This is a genomic window from Nodosilinea nodulosa PCC 7104, assembly GCF_000309385.1.
Classification (GTDB): Bacteria; Cyanobacteriota; Cyanobacteriia; order Phormidesmidales; family Phormidesmidaceae; genus Nodosilinea; species Nodosilinea nodulosa.
The window spans coordinates 717866-737172 of the sequence record NZ_JH976537.1 but is presented as its reverse complement, the minus strand read 5'-3'; the positions used below and the strand labels follow the sequence as shown (position 1 = coordinate 737172).

General features: G+C 58.5%; 18 protein-coding genes and 1 tRNA gene. 3 read left to right on the top strand and 16 right to left on the bottom strand.

All coding sequences use genetic code 11. The annotated features are described in order from the left end of the window. The 4 genes from mtnC to recA all read right to left on the bottom strand — a co-directional run bounded on the left by mtnC (nt 1) and on the right by recA (nt 3117). Complete coding sequence (mtnC, locus tag LEPTO7104_RS0103135; protein ID WP_017297090.1) at nt 1–711, bottom strand: acireductone synthase; 711 nt, start codon at nt 709–711, stop codon at nt 1–3. Continuing rightward, entirely contained in the window at nt 698–1249 is a 552-nt protein-coding gene (locus LEPTO7104_RS0103130) for a 1,2-dihydroxy-3-keto-5-methylthiopentene dioxygenase (RefSeq protein WP_017297089.1), read from the bottom strand. Before LEPTO7104_RS0103130 ends, mtnC begins: the two co-directional genes overlap by 14 nt. Before the next feature lie 53 nt (nt 1250–1302). Then, nucleotides 1303–1926: a methylthioribulose 1-phosphate dehydratase gene (locus tag LEPTO7104_RS0103125; RefSeq protein WP_017297088.1), complete on the bottom strand. Its 624-nt coding sequence runs from the start codon at nt 1924–1926 to the stop codon at nt 1303–1305. A 114-nt stretch (nt 1927–2040) separates the two neighbouring features. Then, nucleotides 2041–3117 (bottom strand): recombinase RecA, encoded by a 1077-nt coding sequence (gene recA, locus LEPTO7104_RS0103120; RefSeq protein ID WP_017297087.1) that lies wholly within the window; start codon nt 3115–3117, stop codon nt 2041–2043. Nucleotides 3118–3315: 198 nt separating this feature from the next. Here recA and LEPTO7104_RS0103115 point away from each other — a divergent pair, with 198 nt between their 5' ends. The 3 genes from LEPTO7104_RS0103115 to LEPTO7104_RS0103105 all read left to right on the top strand — a co-directional run bounded on the left by LEPTO7104_RS0103115 (nt 3316) and on the right by LEPTO7104_RS0103105 (nt 5463). After that, complete coding sequence (locus LEPTO7104_RS0103115) at nt 3316–3543, top strand: hypothetical protein (RefSeq protein WP_017297086.1); 228 nt, start codon at nt 3316–3318, stop codon at nt 3541–3543. A 173-nt stretch (nt 3544–3716) separates the two neighbouring features. Further along, entirely contained in the window at nt 3717–4649 is a 933-nt protein-coding gene (locus tag LEPTO7104_RS0103110) for an AraC family transcriptional regulator (RefSeq protein ID WP_017297085.1), read from the top strand. A gap of 103 nt (nt 4650–4752) precedes the next feature. Beyond that, nucleotides 4753–5463: a dienelactone hydrolase family protein gene (locus LEPTO7104_RS0103105; protein ID WP_017297084.1), complete on the top strand. Its 711-nt coding sequence runs from the start codon at nt 4753–4755 to the stop codon at nt 5461–5463. A gap of 8 nt (nt 5464–5471) precedes the next feature. Here LEPTO7104_RS0103105 and LEPTO7104_RS0103100 read toward each other — a convergent pair whose 3' ends face one another. From LEPTO7104_RS0103100 to LEPTO7104_RS0103045, 12 genes are all read right to left on the bottom strand, one after another. Next, the gene (locus LEPTO7104_RS0103100) at nt 5472–7478 is read right to left on the bottom strand and encodes an NACHT domain-containing protein (protein ID WP_017297083.1); all 2007 of its coding nucleotides are present in this window, start codon (nt 7476–7478) and stop codon (nt 5472–5474) included. Nucleotides 7479–7555: 77 nt separating this feature from the next. Then, nucleotides 7556–8392 (bottom strand): CHAT domain-containing protein, encoded by an 837-nt coding sequence (locus LEPTO7104_RS32515; protein ID WP_017297082.1) that lies wholly within the window; start codon nt 8390–8392, stop codon nt 7556–7558. Between the two features lie 33 nt (nt 8393–8425). Further along, on the bottom strand, nt 8426–9235 hold the full coding sequence (locus LEPTO7104_RS0103090) for a Nif3-like dinuclear metal center hexameric protein (protein WP_017297081.1): 810 nt from the start codon (nt 9233–9235) through the stop codon (nt 8426–8428). Nucleotides 9236–9366: 131 nt separating this feature from the next. Beyond that, entirely contained in the window at nt 9367–9702 is a 336-nt protein-coding gene (locus LEPTO7104_RS0103085; protein WP_017297080.1) for a hypothetical protein, read from the bottom strand. Between the two features lie 243 nt (nt 9703–9945). Next, entirely contained in the window at nt 9946–11859 is a 1914-nt protein-coding gene (ftsH, locus tag LEPTO7104_RS0103080; RefSeq protein ID WP_017297079.1) for an ATP-dependent zinc metalloprotease FtsH, read from the bottom strand. Nucleotides 11860–12121: 262 nt separating this feature from the next. Then, nucleotides 12122–12195 (bottom strand) — tRNA-Asp (locus LEPTO7104_RS0103075). A 77-nt stretch (nt 12196–12272) separates the two neighbouring features. Next, complete coding sequence (locus LEPTO7104_RS0103070) at nt 12273–12560, bottom strand: MSMEG_0570 family nitrogen starvation response protein (RefSeq protein ID WP_017297078.1); 288 nt, start codon at nt 12558–12560, stop codon at nt 12273–12275. Nucleotides 12561–12762: 202 nt separating this feature from the next. Then, entirely contained in the window at nt 12763–14493 is a 1731-nt protein-coding gene (locus LEPTO7104_RS0103065) for a peptide ABC transporter substrate-binding protein (protein ID WP_017297077.1), read from the bottom strand. Between the two features lie 77 nt (nt 14494–14570). Further along, complete coding sequence (locus LEPTO7104_RS0103060) at nt 14571–15104, bottom strand: AAA family ATPase (RefSeq protein WP_017297076.1); 534 nt, start codon at nt 15102–15104, stop codon at nt 14571–14573. Between the two features lie 53 nt (nt 15105–15157). Further along, complete coding sequence (locus tag LEPTO7104_RS0103055) at nt 15158–16447, bottom strand: glucose-1-phosphate adenylyltransferase (RefSeq protein WP_017297075.1); 1290 nt, start codon at nt 16445–16447, stop codon at nt 15158–15160. Nucleotides 16448–16677: 230 nt separating this feature from the next. Beyond that, nucleotides 16678–18864 carry a substrate-binding domain-containing protein gene (locus LEPTO7104_RS0103050; protein WP_017297074.1) on the bottom strand — a complete coding sequence of 729 codons (2187 nt, stop codon included), beginning with the start codon at nt 18862–18864 and terminating at the stop codon, nt 16678–16680. A 23-nt stretch (nt 18865–18887) separates the two neighbouring features. Beyond that, nucleotides 18888–19277: a hypothetical protein gene (locus LEPTO7104_RS0103045; RefSeq protein ID WP_026072324.1), complete on the bottom strand. Its 390-nt coding sequence runs from the start codon at nt 19275–19277 to the stop codon at nt 18888–18890. Nucleotides 19278–19307: the final 30 nt, after the last annotated feature.

Below are 19307 nucleotides of genomic sequence, written 5' to 3'. Positions count from 1 at the left end.
TCAATGGCTAAAGTCAATGGGCAGTTCTCCAAAATGAGTCACGACGGGTAGGTCTGGGGCAAAATTTGGGGTGCCGGGGCGCTGCACCGCGCACACCTGCCAGCCCGCCTGGCGCGCCGCCGCCAGTTCACCCCCATGGTCGGACAAAAACAGCAGTTCCCCTGGGGCCATGTCTAGCCTATGGGCAATGGCGGTGTAGGACGCCCCATCTACCTTGGCCCCGGTGGTCGTGTCGAAGTAGCCGCTAAAGCAGGGGGTGAGATCGCCCACTATGGTGTGGGCAAACAGCAGCTTTTGCGCCGCGATCGATCCCGACGAATAGATATAGAGCGGCAGTCCCCGCCGATGCCATTCTTGGATATGGGCGGCGGCATCGTCGTAGATGTGGCTGTAGTAGGCTTTGCTGCGGTAGCCCTCTTCCCAAATCACGCCCTGCACCGCCTTGAGGGGGGTCACTTTTTGGTCAGCCCTGGCCCAGGCCAGCAGTTGGGCAATGCAGGCATCTATGGCCAGGTCGGGGATACCCACCTCGGCTCGCACCTGGGCCAAAATGGCCTGCCCTTCGGCGGTGGGCACCAGATCGGCCATAAAGGCCTCTAGCCGCTCTTCTGCGTAGGGGAAGAGGGTGTTTTTGACGAAGGCAATGTCGGTGGTGGTGCCTTCGATATCGAGCACGATCGCCCCCAGGGGACGCTGATTAAACAAAGGCATGGTAATCAGGAAACCCTTTGGCAATGGGGCTATCGGTAAAGTGGGCCACCCAGCCCTCCGGGTTGCAGAACAGGCGAATGGCGGCAAACTGGGGCGCGTCACCCATGTCGAACCAGTGGGGGGTGTTGGCGGGCACGTCAATCAGGTCGCCTGCGGTACAGAGGGTTGCGTAGACGCGATCGCCTAGGTGCAGATAAAACACCGCCTGCCCTTCGACAAAGAAGCGCACTTCGTCTTCTCTGTGGATGTGCTCGTCGAGAAACTTTTGCCGCAGTTCAGTCTTTTGGGGGTGCTGAGGGTGCATCCGAATCACGTCGGCGGTGGCGTAGCCCCCCTCGCGCTTGAGGCGATCGATGTCTTTGGCGTAGGCGGTGAGAATGGCTTCAGAGTCAGCGTCCGGAGGCAGGGGAGCCTGGGTTTGCCACTGCTCAAAGCGCACGCCAGCCTTGGCTAAGGTGGCCGCGATCGCCTCCGGATCGCGGTATTCATCCAGCAGCGTCGCGCCATCCTGGTCGCTAAAAATGCGAAGTAGCGTCATAGCGTCGGTGTCCTTGAGGTCAAATCATCCAAGTAAAGAGCAGGTGCCTGGGCCTACCTTTGGCTGAGCAAAATCTCCTGCAGAGCGCAGCTCACCAGCACCTCCAGCGCCTCGGTGGCCATCCGGGCCTGGGGCAGCGTGGCCCCCCAGCTATACAGTCCGTGGCCCGCAATCAGGTAGCCCACAGGCAACGGCACCACCCTGAGTCGGGCCAGCACCACCTCGCTTAGAGACACCATATCCTGGCTGTTGGCCACCAGGGGAATGGCAACTTCTCCATCATGGGTGGTAATTCCCGGCAGTGCCTTAAGCAGTTCATAGTTTGTTAACACCAGGCTGTTTTGGCCTCGGGCCAGCAGCCAGCGCGACAGGCTGACGCAGTTCACTGAATGGGTGTGCAGCACCGCCCCCACCTCTGGGTAAGCCTGGTACAGGCTGGTGTGCAGCAGCGTCTCTGCCGAAGATCGCTTACCGGAACTGAGGGGCTGCCCCTGGAGGTCAACCACCATAATGTCGGCGGGGGTGAGCTGCCCTTTGTCGCGCCCCGATACGGTAATCGCCACCGAGCCATCGGCCAGCCGGGCCGAGTAGTTGCCGCTGGTGGCCGGTGCCCAGCCCTGGCTGGCCAAGAAGCGGCCTGCCTCTGCTAAGGATTGCGCGATCGCCTCAAATTCCATCCCCTAGCCCGCCTTCCCAAACGCACAAAGTCCGCACTATAGCATCAAAATTTTAGCTATAGCCACGGCTATTGTGGGGTTTTGGGGTGAATTGAGGACTGCGGCTCGCGGCCTTTACTCGTCTTCGTCTAGGTAGGCTTCATCCTCAACCTCAATATCTACCTCGGCGCCCTCCGGTGCTGTACCGCCAATCTCCAGTTTCTCCCGCACCTGGGCCTCAACTTTTTGGGCAAAGGCGGCATCTTCCTGCAGCCGCTGAATCGTATTCTCGCGGCCCTGGCCGATGTTGTCGCCCTCGTAGCTGTACCAGGCTCCCTTGCGCACAATCACCCCATGCTGCTCGGCCAGATCGACCAGGCAGCCCATGGTAGAGATGCCCTGGCCAAAGAGAATGTCAAACTCCCCAATCCGAAAGGGGGGGGCCACCTTGTTCTTGGCCACTTTGACCTTGGCGCGGATGCCGTACTCTTCGGTTCCCTTTTTGAGGGTTTGAATGCGGCGAATATCGAGGCGGACCGAAGCGTAAAACTTGAGCGCATTGCCCCCAGTGGTGACCTCGGGGTTGCCGTAGGAGATGCCGATCTTCTGGCGCAGCTGGTTGAGGAAGATGACCGTACACTGCGACTTGCCAATGCTGCCGGTGATTTTGCGCAGCGCCTGGCTCATCAACCGCGCCTGAAGTCCCACGTGGGCGTCCCCCATTTCGCCTTCAATCTCAGCCCGGGGCACCAGGGCCGCTACGGAATCCACCACCACGACATCAATGGCCGAGGAGCGCACCAGCTGATCCACCACTTCCAGGCCCATTTCTCCGGTGTCGGGCTGGGAGACCAGCAGCTCCTCCACGTTGACCCCCAGGGCAGCGGCATAGATCGGGTCGAGGGCGTGCTCTGCATCGACAAAGGCAGCTACTCCGCCCGACTTCTGCACTTCGGCCAGCACATGCAGGGCCACGGTTGTTTTACCAGAACTCTCAGGACCGTAGATTTCAATGACTCGCCCCTTAGGCAACCCGCCGCCCAGGGCCAGATCGAGGGTTAGCGCTCCGGTCGAAATTGTTTCTACTTTCATACGGGCGGCATCGCCCAGACGCATGATGGAGCCTTTGCCAAAGTTCCGCTCAATCTGGCCCAGCACCATGGTCAGCGCCTTGTCTTTCTCGGTCTGCTCTTTGCCTTTTTTCGCCGCCATAATCGCCTCGGTACGGTAGGAACAAGACCCCTGAACCCTGGGACAGTTGTCTCTAGGGAACTAGTATAGTACAATTGCACTCAATAGCAATAGGTAGTTATCCAGATAGGTCGTTATCCGGTCTGTATGGATAAGTCCGCCTGGATAGATGAGCTGGATAGATGAGATTCAACCTCCAACCTAGAGGGGGTCAGGCCCATGACCAAACCAAGCTTAACTGTGCTCATCGCCTTCCCGGATTGGGTGGTGGCGGTTACCCATCGGGCCGCAGGCTACCACTGTTGGGTGATTACCCCCGAACTATCCAGCCTTACCGATGGTGAAACCTACCCGACCAGCCAAGCGGCTCTAGCGGCTGGGCGCAGCCTGGTGCAGCTCTCTACCGGGCCGCAGGTGGACTTCAGCCGCTGTCGTCTCTACGACTAGCACCGCCAAACGGAAATCAAGCCACCTTCTAACTCCCCTGGCTCCCCAGCCCCATTGCCCTATAGCGATCGCCCATAGCCCAGAAACGCATACCGCCGTCTACTGGCCCCCAGGACGAATTGACCGGGATGAATTTACGATAAATCTATTGTAATAGGGCTTCAGTTGCCGCCATGAAACGCGACCTTGCCGAGTCAGGGATGCCTGCGCCAGAGTCGATTACCGTGCTCGACCATCGGCAGCAAAATGCGGCCCAGCAGCTGCTGCCCAGGTCTGCGGTGTTCTCTAGCACGGGCTGGAGCAATGTTCACCTGGAACTGTATCAGCAGCCCCGATTTTCGACGGCGGAGCACCAGCACCGGCTCCATGCGATCGCCCTAGGTCTCCCCGATACAGCCGGTCTTTGCGCCCCCGGCGATCGCTGGCTGGACGGCAAACGAAGCCCGGAAAGGCGGCGGGCAGGCGATTTTGCCATTATCCCGGCGGCGGTAGCCCACCGCTGTAGCTGGGATACCGCTGCTGGGTTTATGGTGCTGGCGCTGGAACCCGAATTGCTCAGGCAGGTGGGGCAGGACTGGGTAAACCCCGATCGCATTGAGCTGCTGCCTCGCTTTATGACCGGGTCCGACGCGCTGATTCAGGCCACCGTTGCTGCCCTCGCCGCCGAAGTCACCGCTGGGGGACTGGGGGGACACCTGCTGGTGGATAGCCTGACCACGGCCCTGGTGATTCACCTGCTGCGCCACCACTGCGCCACCCAGCCCAAACTCTCTAGCTATGGCGGCGGGCTGTCTGCCGCAAAACTGGCGCAGGTGAAAGACTACATCGAAGCCCACCTGCCCCAGCCCATGACCCTGGTGGAGCTGGCGGCGATCGCCCAGGTTAGCCCGGCTTACTTTGCCCGCCTGTTTAAGCAAAGCGAGGGCATCACGCCCCATCAGTACATTCTCAAGCAGCGGGTGGAGCGCGCCCAGTCGCTGCTGCGCCACAGCCCGCTGGGCCTGGCGGACATTGCCGCTCGGGTCGGCTTTTGCGATCAAAGCCATCTAGCTCGGTGCTTCAAACGCTTTGTCGGCGCTACGCCCAGCCAGTTTCGCCAACGCTGATCGCAGGAATGTCCTAAAAGTGTGCGGTTTTTTTCTAGCGTCTGAGCCAGCCCAATTTCTAAGCTGACCACAGATTTGCCCAGACGTTTTGCTAGAAACAACCATGCCAATCGAATCAGCTGATGTGACCCTTGCGGCCCCAGATGGGCCGATGCCCGCCTTTTTGTGCCGACCCACGGCGGCCACTTGCCTGCCTGCTGTTTTGCTGCTGATGGAGGCGTTTGGCCTGACCAGCCACATTCGAGAGGTGGCGGTTCGCATTGCCAGCGAGGGCTACGTGGTGCTGGCCCCAGACCTCTACTACCGCGAACAGCCCCCCACGACCTTTGGCTACGACCAGGTGGACGCGGCGATGGCCAGAATGTATCGCCTCGATTTTGGCCCGCCGATAGAGCAGGATCTGTGGGCTGCGATCGCCTACCTCCGGGCCATCCCAGCAGTGGATGCCGATCGCATCGGCGTGACGGGGTTTTGCCTCGGGGGCGGGCTGACGTTTCTGTCCGCCTGCCGCTTTTCGCCGCACATCGCGGCGGTGGCCCCCTTTTACGGCATGGTGCTGGACGAGTGGATTGAGGCAATAAAAGATATTACGGTGCCGATGCTGCTGTTTTTTGGCGGCCAGGACCCATATATTGGGCGCGATCGCATTCGGCAGATCGAAACCCGGTTTCAGGCCTACAAAAAGGCCTACACCTTGAGGGTTTACCCCAACGCCAACCACGGCTTTTTCTGCCACGAGCGGGCTTCCTACGATCCCGCTGCCGCTCAGGCGGCCTGGCGGGAGCTAACAGCGTTTTTTCGCGCCTATGTGTAGTAGTGCTTTCACTTGGTCAACGGCATGGCGGCAAAGCGCTCCTGCACCAGGCGGTGAATGAACCGATAGCGACCGCCGACGCGCTGCAATAGGAGGCGATCGGTGCAGTGGTTGAGAAAGCGAGCATAGTTCCAGGGAATGGCATTGGTGCGGTAAAGAACGAGACGAAGAGAGAAATGCTTCATGCAAGCGATGCCGCCACCCATAAATATTCCAAATAGAATTATGCTTGGGAGAACAGCCAAAAAAATCTTACAAAAGGACTGAAAAAATGGTAGATTTAATTCACTAAAGAGGTTTACTGAAAATAAGAATACGAGGACGAAAAAGTATACAAAGGTCAAAAATAAAACTGGAATAATATTTAACAAGGAGCGAAAAAAGCCTTCATTCGGATACTTGGGAACGTCTATCTCTTTTCCAAGATTGGATACTATCTCAACTAAAACAAGCATACATAGAGAAACTATAGTCGAGATAATGAGGTTAGAGTAAATTGTTGGTAATAGTAGGGGGCTGTCGACTGCGAAATAAGTCGAGTTTAATGCGTGGAAAATATTCCCCTCTGATTTAATCAAAACCACAAATATAAACAATGATTCTAAATATATAGTAGACAATATACCAGTAACTATGGCTCGGCCAAATGCTGATAATAAATAGCTTGGCAGATGCCCTAGTATTCTTGCAATCCGAGAACCTGATAAAGTAATACCTCCAAGAAATTGAATTACATCTTGCTTCTTAGTATATCCAAGTATCCATGCTACTGTGCCCGATAATATTCCCAATAAGATGGAAGAACTTGGGTCGGCAACTACGCATCCTAAAGCAGTAACGCTAATTCCATAGATGAAACTTATCATGGAGACATACTTTATTCTCTGAAGTCTGTTTGAGAGTAGGTGGGGCTGCATTTCCTCGATCGAAAATTCATCTTGAGAATTGATTTCTAGTTGGCGTGCTAACCAAACTAGCCAATGTCTGACTTGTCGTGTGATGGGCTGCTTATTTTTGCTGTTTATCAGCACGTGCAGCCGCCGTATAATATAGGCATCAAGCAAATAATTGAGCCGTTCTTGAGTGGTGTCTAGCTGTTCCCACTGCTCCAGATCGATTGCATCATTCGCCAAAATCGACACGCTCAGCAGCAGCGGGGTCCGCACCAGCCCTAGCAAGTCGTCGTCGTGTTTTAGCTTTTCCCACAAGCCTTCCATTTGCAAGGAGGCCAAGTAATCCTGTAGCTGTTCATCGGTCAACGGATTTAGGCAAATGGCTCCATTCAGGTCGAGCTTGCTAGCGTAGAGTTCGTATTCTTCCATGCGGCTACACACCAGCAGGCGCGGTGCTCCCTCTTCGGTGGTTTGCAGCCAAGTGTTGATGGCCTGCACCACAGGTTCCTGGCGGGAGGGCGGCAGTTCGTCTAGGCCATCCAGCAGGGGCAGCAGTTTTTTCTCCTGAAGCCAGGTTTGCCCCAGTTTGGCCGATACGCCGTACTTCAGCTTTAGCTCATTCAAAAACCAGTCGGTAAAGCTCTGCCTAGCGCTTTGCCACGACGACAGGTTCACCATTACGGGCATCGGTTCACTTGGGTCGTCATTCGCCCGCTGTACCAGGGTTGCCGCCAGGTCGAGCATGGTGGTGGTTTTACCTGCACCGGGGTTGCCCAAAATAAGCAGCTTGCCGCCTACATCACGGCGATCAAACACCTCAGCAATGGGGGTGTTGGGGGGCAGGGTTTTAGCGCTTTGATCGGCGGTTCGCAGCTCACTATCCCACGGGCGGCTCACCTGGCTGCGCTGCTCGGCCATATCCAGGCGAATCAAAATCGCATTGTGCAGCGACTGCCGCAGGCGATCGTCTACCTCGGTCCACACCGCATCAATTAGCGTTTTCTCGTTGCGGTCGTTGCGGGTGGGGGCGGGTTTAGTCTCTGGTAGCCCATAGTAATTATTAATCGTGCGCGACTGGTCGATACGGTTGCCGTCGCCAGTCACCAGGTTAGAGTGCTCCACCGACTGCTCTACGCCAATGTTGCGCTGTGGTGAATCCCGGTTGTGCCCCTCCAGTCTGGGCTGCTCTACTGGAGGGGCTAGCGAGGGTCTAAAAGATTCTCCAGGGATGTTCTGAGCGCCTCAAGCCCTGGGCCGATGCTCTCCAGCCAGGTAAACAGCTCGGGTACGCGCTGTCCACGGGGCGCTTGAGCAGGGGAAATGTTGCCCGGTGGCGGGTTGAGGGCAAACAACACCTGGTTGAACTGGGCATCTGGGAGGTTGAGCAGGAATTGGTAGAGTTCGGTGCGGCCCTGGGGGATTTGAGGAGATGGGGAAGGTGGGGGAGATGGGGGAGGGGCGGGCTTTTTGTTGATGAGAATAGGGGTGGCATTTTCGGAATTGCCTGCCATTGAGATGGCAGCGCAGCCGAGCTTAAAAGCAAACTCGACGGTGCGTCCGGCCCCGATCGCATCGTAAAAACCAACGGCAAACTCGATCGCGGCTCTGTCACCGATCGCTCTGGTCATGCCCACCACGTAGGGCACATGCTCGGCAATGGCTTCCGCCTGCACCGCCGAATAGCACCCGTTTAGCACCACGCAGTGTACCGGGTCGGGGATGTTGTTGGAGTCAGCAAATAGCTCAAACAATCCGGCTAGGGCCGTTCCAGAGACCAGCTTGGCTTGCCCGGTTTCATCTTCAAACACCAGACCTTCGGCCCCGTCGCCGTGGCCGGAAAAGTGAACGATCTGCGGCGTTTCTTCGAGCATGGCCCTCTGCACATCGCGGGGGCGAACCGCTAGCCGCTGGGCGAGGGTAAATTGGTCGCGGTGCCGCGATCGCCGCAGCCCTTCTTCGATATCGCGCAGCTCTTCGTCGAGGCGCAGGCGGCTGCTATCTTTGGGGTTCGCCGCAAGAACGAGGATTTTTTGCATGTTAGGGCTGGAGCAGTTTCTCTAACTATAGTCTCAGCCCCAAAACTGGCGAAAATCTTCGTCCTGGGTGCTGAGCTGTGCCCATTCGGCCCCCCACCCAGCCACAATCTCCACCAGGCGGGCGCAGGCGGGGCGCTCGGTGGCGTAGTGGCCCGCGTCGATGAGGACCAGATTGCGATCGCGCCCTTCCTGAAACTGGTGAAACTTGCAGTCGGAGGTTAGGTAGGCCTGCGCTCCGGTTTTGGCCACCGCCCCCATAAAGCTAGCGCCACTGCCGCCCAACACCGCCACCCGGCTAATGGTCTGATTCAGGTTGGCGGCAGGAGAATAGATCAGTTGCGGCGGCGCAAGCTTGGCCTGAATTAAATCCAGCAGGCTTTGCAGACTTAGGGCTGGGTGGAGACCGCCCACGCGCCCGTAGCCAATGCCGGGCTGGGTGGGCACGACCGGCTCTGGGTTTTGCAATCGCAGCACCTGGGCCAGCAGGTCGGCGGTGCCATCCTGCACCTGGTCAAAGTTGGTGTGGGCGGTGTAAATGCCAATGCCGTGGGTAATCGCCTGGCGCACCATATCGCCCACGGGGTCGCCCTGGGTAATGGCCTTAAGGGGGCTAAAAATCAGCGGGTGGTGGGCCAAAATCAGGTTTACCATGGTGCCCTGCTCCCGCAGCCGCAGCGCTTCGGCCATCACCAACCGGGTCGGGGTGAGACAGACCAGCACATGGGCAGGTTGGTCGAGAATGCCGGGCTGCACCTGCCAGCCGCAGTTGTCCCAGCTTTCTTGCCAGACGGGATCGGCCCAGGCTTCGAGTTTGGAAATCAGGTCTGCGATCGCAAGCGCCATAGAAAATACCGCTGGCCGGGGTAGCCGGCTCCAGGAGAAAACCCTCCTAGTTTACCGCGCTACTCCCTGGCCAACGGCGGCAGGAAGGTCTGTTGAAATGTCTGTCGAGATGCTGAGCGAAATGCTAAGGCTTACTTGGCTACACTGCTCAGGGCGTCTTTGATTTGCTCCATGGGCGAGGTGGCCTGGCTGGAGTTGCCGGGGTGGTTCATCTGGCTGGTGTCAGCATCTTTCTGCACTTCGTTTAGGCCCTTGTTGGCGCGGTCAGCGACCTTATCGCCATCGAGCGCATTTTCGGGTCGCACGGCTTTCTCAGACTCGTTATATACACCGTCGAGCTGAACGGTGCCCTGGTCGGGGCGGCTAGGGGTGCTGCCCATGGCCAAGGCAGGGGTAGCAGTCATCAACACCAACAGGCAGGAAAGCGCGATCGCTAGATTACGTACCCAGGCAAAAATAGAATTCATGGTCAGTCTCCTAAGTCGGACGAGAAAGTCGGCTTAGGGGCGCTATTGGCTGAACGCAGCGCCCCCTCGCCATAACTCTCTAGTTGTACCGATTTAGCTACCCTAGCCGAATCACCCCACAGGGATAGAGGCAGGGTAGAGATTTTAGGGAGATTTTTGGGAAAAAAGATACCCTCAGGTAGGGGCACAGGGCCTAAACCCTTAAAAAGCAGCAAGATCCTCGAATATATTCGCTATCTGAGCTTAGGACGTTGCCCCGGCCTTGACCAAAAACTTCTCAGGAATCTGGGTGTACTGGCTGACAATTTGGCGAAACTCGTCGCCATCGACGGTTTCGCGCTCCAGCAGCACATCCACCAGGTGATCCATCAAAACGCGGTTTTCCCGCAGCAGGGCGCGGGCGCGATCGAGGCACGATAGGGCAATGCCGCGCACCTGGGCGTCGATTTTGCTGGCCATTTCTTCGGACACCTCGTTGCGGGGCATCAGGTTGCGGCCTAAAAACACCTGGTTATCCATGCTCTCTAGGGCCACTGGGCCAAGCTCAGACATGCCGTAGAGGGTAACCATCTGGCGGGCCAGGTTGCTCACCTGCTGAATGTCGCCGCTGGCCCCGGTGGTGGTTTCGTCGTCGCCAAACACCTCGGCCTCGGCGGCGAAGCCCCCCAGAGCTACGGTAATGCGATCGATCAGCCAGTTTCGGGTGTAAAGGCCGCTGTCGATGATGTCTTCGTTGGGCAACGACTGGGTGAACCCTTCGATGCCGCCCGATCGCGGAATGATTGTCACCTTGTTCAGCTCGTCGGAGTGGGTCAGCAGGGTGGTGAGCAGGGCATGGCCGACCTCGTGGTAGGCGGTCATGCGCTTGCGGCTGCTGTCAAGCAGAGGGGTAAGGCTGAGGCCAATGGTGATGCGATCGATCGCGTCTTCAATCTCGACCATGCCCATGGCCTCTTTGCGGCGGCGGGCGGTGAGAATGGCGGCCTCGTTCAGCAGGTTAGCCAGCTCCGCCCCGGAAAAGCCAGGGGTGCGGCGCGCCACAGCGGCCAGAGATACATCGGGCTCAATTTTTTTGTTGCGGGCGTGCACTTCTAAAATTGACAGCCGCCCCTTATAGGTGGGCAGATCGACCACCACCTGGCGGTCAAATCGGCCCGGACGCAACAGGGCCAGGTCCAGCACATCCACCCGGTTGGTGGCCGCGATCACGATAATGCCGCTGTTGCCCTCAAACCCATCCATCTCGGTGAGCAGCTGGTTGAGGGTTTGCTCGCGCTCGTCGTTGCCGCCGCCAATGCCCGCGCCCCGCTGGCGACCCACCGCGTCGATTTCATCGATAAAGACAATGCAGGGGGCGTTTTCCTTGGCCTTGCGGAACAGATCGCGCACCCGCGACGCCCCCACCCCCACAAACATTTCGACAAACTCAGAGCCAGAAATGCTGAAGAATGGCACCCCGGCTTCGCCTGCGATCGCCTTAGCCAGCAGCGTTTTACCTGTCCCCGGCTGGCCAATCAGCAGCACCCCTTTGGGAATACGTGCCCCAATGGCGGTGAACTTCTCCGGGCTTTTCAGGAAGGTGACTACCTCTTGCAGTTCTTCCTTGGCTTCTTCGATACCGGCGACATCGTCGAACACCACGCCAGTTTTGGCTTCCATTTGAAAGCGGGCCTTAGACTTGCCAAAGCTCATGGCGTTGCCAGCCCCCGCCGCCGATCGCCGCAGCAGCAGCAGCAGCCCAAAAATTAAAATGAGCGCCAGCAGCGAGTTGGTAGCCAACCAGGCCAGGGCGCCACTGCCAGAGGAATCGCGGATTTCAACATCGACATCGTTTTCCCGCAGGCGTTGAATCAGATCTGTGTTGCGCTCTCCAGAAAACAACGCAACCTGCTGAGGTTCAGCGTCTTTAGCTGCACCATCCAGGGTGACGTAGGCAATCCCCCGTGCTTCGTCTAGGTCTACCTTTTGCACCTGGCCCTGATCAATTTTTTGCAAAAACTGGCCGTAGGTCAATCCGTCGGGTTTGGCATCAGCCAGAGCAGGGGGCAGCGGCATCAGGCTTTGCAGCAGCACCCAGCCGATCGTTACTAGGCCAGTGGCGGTAGCGCCAGCCCGCGAACCCAGGGACGCTTGCTTACCAGAAAAACGTAGGGACATAGACGGTTTAACTCGGCGAGATTATACCCAGGGCCAGTATCCCCAGATACCGGACAGGCTTTTAATTAGTCTAACTCCCCGGCTCTGAAATGACCGCCTAGCCTCAACCTAAAAAGTATGGGGGTGTGAATGCTACTTTCACACCCCCATACTTTCTATGAATTTGAACGGGCCTGACGGGATTCGTAGGCGCAGCCTGGGCTATGCCCATACCCGCAACGATCGCCGAAACGGCGGAAGTTGCGGATGCTTTTAACTAAAACGGGCCTGACGGGATTCGAACCCGCAACTTCCGCCGTGACAGGGCGGTGCTCTAACCAATTGAACTACAGGCCCATGAATTGGGCGATCTCTATATTGCGGCTTGGGGGTGTTTTTGTCAAACAGCCCCAAAAATTTCTTTTATCCGCGAGCTATTCCAAAAACTGGAGTACCGTCACCGTGGGGCCGGGCAATTGGTCATAGCGGCTGGCAGTGGCTTCGATCTGGCGCAGCTGCCCCAGGGCCAGGCCGCAGGGCATGCCGTACTTCGCCTGCACGCGATCGCTGGCAATGGTCAGGGCAGTGCGCGATCGCTCCACAAAATCGGCCAGGGAATAGGCGGTGGCGGGTTCAAAGTAGTCTTTTACCACCAGGGACGGGGAGTAGCAGGTGTCTTGGCTACCGTCGGGCCATTGGATTTGGAAGCGGATTTCGGGCATAGGGAGTGGGGGAGAGATGGGGTAGGGGAGTGAGGGAGATGGGGAAGGTGAGGGAGTTACGGGGAGGGGAGATGGGGAAGGTCGGGAAGGTGGGGGAGTGGGGGAGTAGGAAAGTGAGGGAGTGGAGAGTTCAAAGGTTTGCTGTTTTAATTTTGCATTCTACCTACCCCATCACCCCATCACCCCATCACTCCATTACCCCTCACGGTCTGCGCCAGTCAGCGATGTTCCAGGTGGTAAGGTCCCAGGGAGTAAGGCTGATACCGGTGAGGCGGTTGCTGACGCCGGAGACATCCGCACGGTGGACGATGGGCAGTACGGCGGTGTCTTTGATCAATAGATCGTTCATTTTAATAAACAGGGCTTCGCGGGCCTTGGGGTCTAGCTCTTTTGCTGCCTGCTGCCAAAGGGCGTCGTATGCCGGATTGCAGTAGCGAGCATAGTTGCTTTTAGACCAGTTGTTGGCCTTTTGGGCGATTTCGTCGCAGGTGTAGGTCTGCATGTACGAGCCGGGGTCGGGGTTGGTATTGCCGGTGGCAAACATTTGCAGGTCAGCGGAGAAGCGCTCCAGGGTTTCGCGGCTGGACGGATCCCCTGAAAAGTAGACGCTGGCGTCAATACTTTTTAGCTGCACGCCGATACCGAGCTGCTCCAGGGACTGCTTGACAATTTCCTGGGTCTTTTGGCGCACCGGATTCACCGAGGTTTGAAAGACGACTTCCATCTCCTGACCGTCCTTATCACGAGTGCCATTGCCGTTGCTGTCAACCCAGCCCGCCCGATCGAGCAGCGCGGCGGCAGCTTCGGGATCATAGTCATAGCTGGTATTTTTGGAGGCAAAGGGGGAGGGGGCGACCAGAAAATTGGCTGTGGGCTGGCCGGTGGGGCCGTAGAGCTGAGCGGCAATGGTGTCGCGATCGATCGCCAGACCGATCGCCTGGCGCACCTGGGGATCGCTAAAGAACGGATGGGGAAACTCGACGCTAGAGGTTTCGCCACTGGCCGTGGCCTGGTTGGGATCGCTAAAGTTGAAGATAATTCGCTCGACCAGGGAGCCAAAATTGGTGACCACCTGCCCCTGCCCAGCCGCTTGCAGCTGCTTTAGAACAGCCGCCTCGACCTGGAGGTTGTTGGCATAGTCCACATCGCCGGTTTGCAGCACCGCCCGCGCCGCCGAGGTGGCGTCGCCACCGCCCTTTAGCTCTATGCGGCTAAAGGCAAGCCGATCGGCGTCGCGGTAGTTGGGATTGGCCTCGAAAATAATCACATCGCCGGGGGTAAAGCTCGTGACCCGGTAGGGGCCAGTGCCCACGGGCATGGTGTTGGCCGGAGCTTCGCGGCCGTTGGCACCGTTGTAGGCCGCAAACATGTGCTTGGGCAGCACCATGCCCTCGGTGCCCGTAAAGACCAGGTACCAGGCTGGGTTTGGCTGCTTAAAGGTGATGCGGACAGTGGTATCGTCGATGGCTTCTACGCCCTTAACGGTGGTGTAGGTGCCAGCGTTGACCGTGGCTACCTCGGGGTTGACGAGAAATTCGTAGGTAAAGGCCACATCCTCGGCGGTGAAAGGCTCACCGTCCGACCATTTCAGCCCTGGCTTCAGCTTCCAGGTCACGGCGGTGCCGTCGGCGGCCACGCCGCCGTTGTCAAGGGTGGGTTCTTCTGCCGCCAAAAACAGCACCATATTGCCCTCGGCATCAAAGCTGGCCAGGGGTTCGAGGGTAATGCGGCTGGCTTCAGAATCTTTGAAGCCGCTCGAAAAGTGGGGGTTGAGAATGGTGGGGGCTTGCCAGTAGAGCAGCCGCAGGGTGTCGCTGGCCGCGGCGGCGGGGGTCTCAGTTCCGGCTTCGGTCTGGGGCGGAGCTGGGGCCGGGCGGCACCCGGTAAACAGCAGCAAACAAAGGCTGACGGCGGCGACGGCACGGGCGTTCATGGGCAAATCCGATAGAGGCTAGATGCAGGGTGAACCCCGGAGCGATAAAACCCAGACACCACCGCGATCCCCCGGCATTAGCGTAGCGGGTCGGAGGATCGAGATAGTGATTTAGGATACGAATCTGTCGGCAAAACCAGAACTTGCTCTACCCCCTCCCCCGTCGATGGCGGTGCCCCCTGGAGCTGGCGGTGCATAGCGGCAACGATGGCCATGGGCACCTGGCGCGATCGCCTGCCGTTGCGCTCTAGCGCCAAACTCAGAGGCAGATCGAACCAAACTACGGTGATAGGGGTAAAGCCGATCTGGCGGGCGGCGGCGATCGCCGCTCGCCGCTGTCGTCGCCGCGCGTTGGTGGCGTCGTAGATAACACCCTCCAGATTCCCCCGCCCTATGGCCTCAACCCCCTGCCGCCACTGGGTCATCACCCGACGCCAGATCTGCCGCCAGTCACCCTGAACGGCTTCGTTCCCGTAAAGCTCGGCGCGAATGGCATCCGTAGACACAGTGCGGTAGCGGGGGTGGGCTGCGACAAACTCCCTGGCCCAGGTGGATTTACCACTGCCAGGGATACCCACCAGCAGCAGCAAAGGTGCAGCGTCGCCGCCCATGTTCGCCGAACCGCCTGCCCCCACCGAAACCTACCGTCACCCAAAATTGGACGCTAGATGATCATGCCGTCGGGAATCACCGCGTTTTTCAACACCACTACAATGCCGCTGCGAATGTAGAAGCCCAGATCTTCACGCTCGGCCTCCTGCACATTGTCTTTATTGACAATCTGCACATTGCGGCCAATGCGGGCATTTTTGTCGATGATGGCGCGGCGAATGATTGAGCCTTCGCCAATGCCCATGGGAATCTTGCCCCGAGTTAGATGCTGACTGCTCTCCGAAAGCGGTTCGTAGTAGTCGGCCCCCATCAGCAGCGAGTCTTCAATGACGCAGTTGGCGTTGATGCGCTGCCGCAGTCCCACCACCGAGTGATGAATGCGGCAGTTTTTGAGAATGCAGCCCTCGGTAATGCTCGACTGGGTGACCTGGCAGTCTTGCAGCTTGTTGGGCGGCAGATAGCGAGCACGGGTATAAATCGGCGCGTCTTCGTGGTAGAAGCTGAAGTCCGGGTAAGGCTGCTGGGTTAGGGCCAGGTTGGCCTCATAGAAGGCCTCAATGGTACCGATATCCTCCCAGTAGCCGTCGAAGAGATAGGCCTGGACGTTGTAGTCGCGAGAAGAGGCGGGAATGATCTCTTTGCCAAAGTCAGTTTGGTCGAGGTTCTTGCGCAGCAGGTCGATCAGCACCTGCTTTTTAAATACATAGATGCCCATCGAAGCAATAAAAGGCTTCTCTTTAGCCTGCTCTGGACTCAGGCCCAGGGAGGTGGTATCGACCTTCATCTGCTCTAGGGCTTCGCCCTTGGGCTTTTCGCTAAAGTCAACAACGCGACCAGTGCCGTCCACCTTCATCAGGCCGAAGTCAGAGGCCTGCTTATAGCCAATGGGCACCACCGACAGGGTGATGTCGGCGTTGGTTGCCCGGTGGCGCTTTACAAACAGGCTGTAGTCCATCCGGTAGAGGTGATCCCCGGACAGAATGATGAAGTCTTCCACGTTCCAGGAATCAAACAGCCACAGGTACTTGCGCACGGCGTCGGCGGTACCCTGAAACCAGCTGGGGCTTTCGGGGGTCTGCTGGGCCGCCAGCACTTCCACAAAGCCTTCGGTAAACTGCGAAAACTGGTAGGCGCGACCGATGTGCCGGTTCAACGAAGCGGAGTTGAACTGGGTTAGCACATAGATTTTGTTAATTTCTGAGTTGATGCAGTTACTGACGGGAATATCGATTAGGCGATATTTGCCCGCTAAGGAAACCGCTGGCTTAGCCCGAAATTTGGTCAGTGGATAGAGACGAGTGCCAGCACCGCCGCCTAAGATTATAGCCAGAACTGATTTCACAAGTTTCCCTCGATAAGCCCCACAAACTGGCCGCTTTGACCTTCTTCACATTTATAGTGTGAGCCTGAGGGTACCGCTTGACAAGGGGGATCAGGAAAGATTGTGATGGAATGTGACCTGCAACACGCCTGCAACACGACAGTGGTTTTTGATGATCCCCAAAGGCCGGGCCTAGCCTTGAATTCAGATTGCCACTGCCAGCTGATCAAAATCTAATCAGGATCCAATGCTTACAGTCTGATCACCGATAACGTAACGGCGTTGGCATTGTTTTCGGGAAAGGTATCAATAAAAAAGGCGCAGAGCTGGGCTGGTTCGTCGACCTCGAGGGAAAGGGTATCGGCATAGCCGTTGAGGGTTGACCAGGTACCGTTTACCCACACGCCAGTTTTGAGGTTAGAGACTTGGCCGCCGTAAATCCACAGCAGCACCCAGGGTTCGCCGGGATGGGTATTGTCGCCGTAGTTAAAGGCTCCACTTTTTACCCGCAGAATATAGAATCCAGGGTCGAGGCTGTAGTTGGCTCCCACCTGGTCTTGCAGGTACTGCATTTGGCTGCCGCCCAGCGAGACGGCGTTGCGGCGGCTGTGTACCGCTAGGGTTTCAATGGCGCAGGTGCCGGAGGGGGCGGTTGCCGCCGGCTGGGGCGCGACGGAGACGGCCCCAGCCGGCATGGAAATTGGGGCCGATCGCGCCAGGGACGGCCAGGGGCCATCGGCAGTCTCATCGCCTACTTCAGACAGATTGCCCAGATCCTCGCGATCGCCGTCGGCCTCCTCCACCCCGTAGGCGGGCCGACTGCGGGCAGGCGGCGGCTGAAAACCCACGGCGGAAACGTCGTATTGGGCCACGGGGACTGTTTCGATCGCCGCTCCGGAGCTATTTTGCGCCGCCTCCCCCGGCCCAGGGCAAGGGGGCACGCGCACTGGGGCCGACTTGGCCAGGGACAGCCAGCGGTTGTCGTCCGTCACGTAGCCCAGCTCAACCTGGTAGTCGCGATCGTCCAGGGGAATGGGCAGGTGTAAATCGCACTGCTCTTCGCTGACCGCGTATTGCTCAAGGCTATCGGGCAGATGGCGTTCGGCCTCGCCAGGCCGGGCCGGATCGGCGTTCTGGGTGGGTTCCGGCATGTCCTGCCCATCGCCGACCTCGAACAGGCGCAGCACCAGATCCCGCCCGCCCCAGGCGCGCGCTTCGCTCAGAGCCTGGTCGGCTACTTCCCAGTAGGCGTAGGCCAGGCGGCAGTGGCGGGGGGTGAGGATAATTCGGCTGGGGAGATCGGCCGCCGCAGGCGGAGGCACGGGTGCCGCGATCGGGGTTTTGGGATCTTCTTTTAGCAGCCACCACAGTAGCCCACCCAGCAGGGGAATACCCAGCAGCCACCAGGGGAACTGTCTGGCCGGAGGCGACTTTGCCGCCCCGTCCGCCGCAGGGGTTAGCCCAGCGCTATTCCCGTCCGGTGAGGCGGGCGCTGGCGTGGGCGTCGCCTGGGAAATTTCGGCAGCGGTCGATGAGCTAGCAGTCGACGGGCTGGCGGTCGATGGGCTGGCGGTCGGGCTGGCCGTGGAGGCCGCTGGATCTGGCTTCTGCTTGAGCAGGGCGATAAAAGCTAGCGCCGCCGGGGTTGGGGTTTGGGCGTTGTAGACGTAGGCGCGAGGCTGGGAGTAGGGGTAGCGGGGGTCGTTGGGCAGGGTCTTGTGCATAGCCAAAATACGTACGTCGCGGCGGCCCTGCACCTGGGAGACAACGGCGTAGCCAATCCCGTCATCCCCCAGGGCCTCGACGACGGCCTCGGTGTCATCCTCAGCAACCGGGTCGGCGGTGGCCCCGATCCGAAAGGAATCATCGGCAAAAACGGTGTATCGACTCAGGGCCAGGCGGGTGTCGCTAAAGTCAGGACGATCGACGATGCGAATGGGTTTGGCGGGGCCGCCGACCTCGTCCCAGTTGGTAATTTCGCCGCGAAACATATGGGCAAACTGCTCAAAGCTGAGGGTGCCGTCAAAGGGGTTTTGGGAACCGATGACGATGGCAATTTTTTCGCGCTGGATGGGCACCTCCACCAGGCCCTGGCTGCGCTCGGCGGCGGTCAGGGGCCTCCCCGCCGCCACAATATCCAAATCTCCGTTGATCAAGGCCTGGATAGCCTCGTAGGTGCGGCTGCTGCCAAGCTCCACCGAGGCACTGGGAAATCGCTTTAAAAAGCGATCGCGCTGGTCTTTATTGGTGAGCAGCATGCTGCTGGAACCGTCAATCCGCAGCACCGTACCCGCCGGCAGCTGGGCAGCTACTGGCGCAGGGGATGGTGGCGGCGCAGGGCTTTGGGCCAGCAGTCGCTCCGCCGCGATCGGACCTGCTGCCGCCGTTGCCAGCAGCAGCGCCACAGCCCGAGTCAGATGAATAGGTTTTGTTGCCATGGGGAATGTCTCTACCCGCTCCGCTAAATCCGCACGACCGAGAGGATCAGTTCTTCGTCGCTGTTGTCTAAGTACGTGTCGAAGAAAAAGGCGCAGAGGGTAGCCGGTTCGACGACCTCCATTACCAGGGCGTCGTCATAGCCGTTGAGGGAAACCCAGGTGGCGCTCACTGCCACGTTGGTCTTTTGATTGATTACCCTACCGCCGTAGATCCAGAGCAGCACCACCGGCTCATTGTGCCGAGTATCGGTACCGTAGCCAAAGGAGCCCGAGCGAATTTTGACGATGTTTGTACCCACTCCGAGCAACACCGACACCCCTGTGCGCTGTAGCGCCTCCATCTGCTCAGGGCCAAATTGAAGGCAGTTGCGCTTACTGTGAACCGTTAGATCTGTAACCGTGCAACCGTCCATGCCAGAGCCTCCACTCAAAAACAAAAGGGC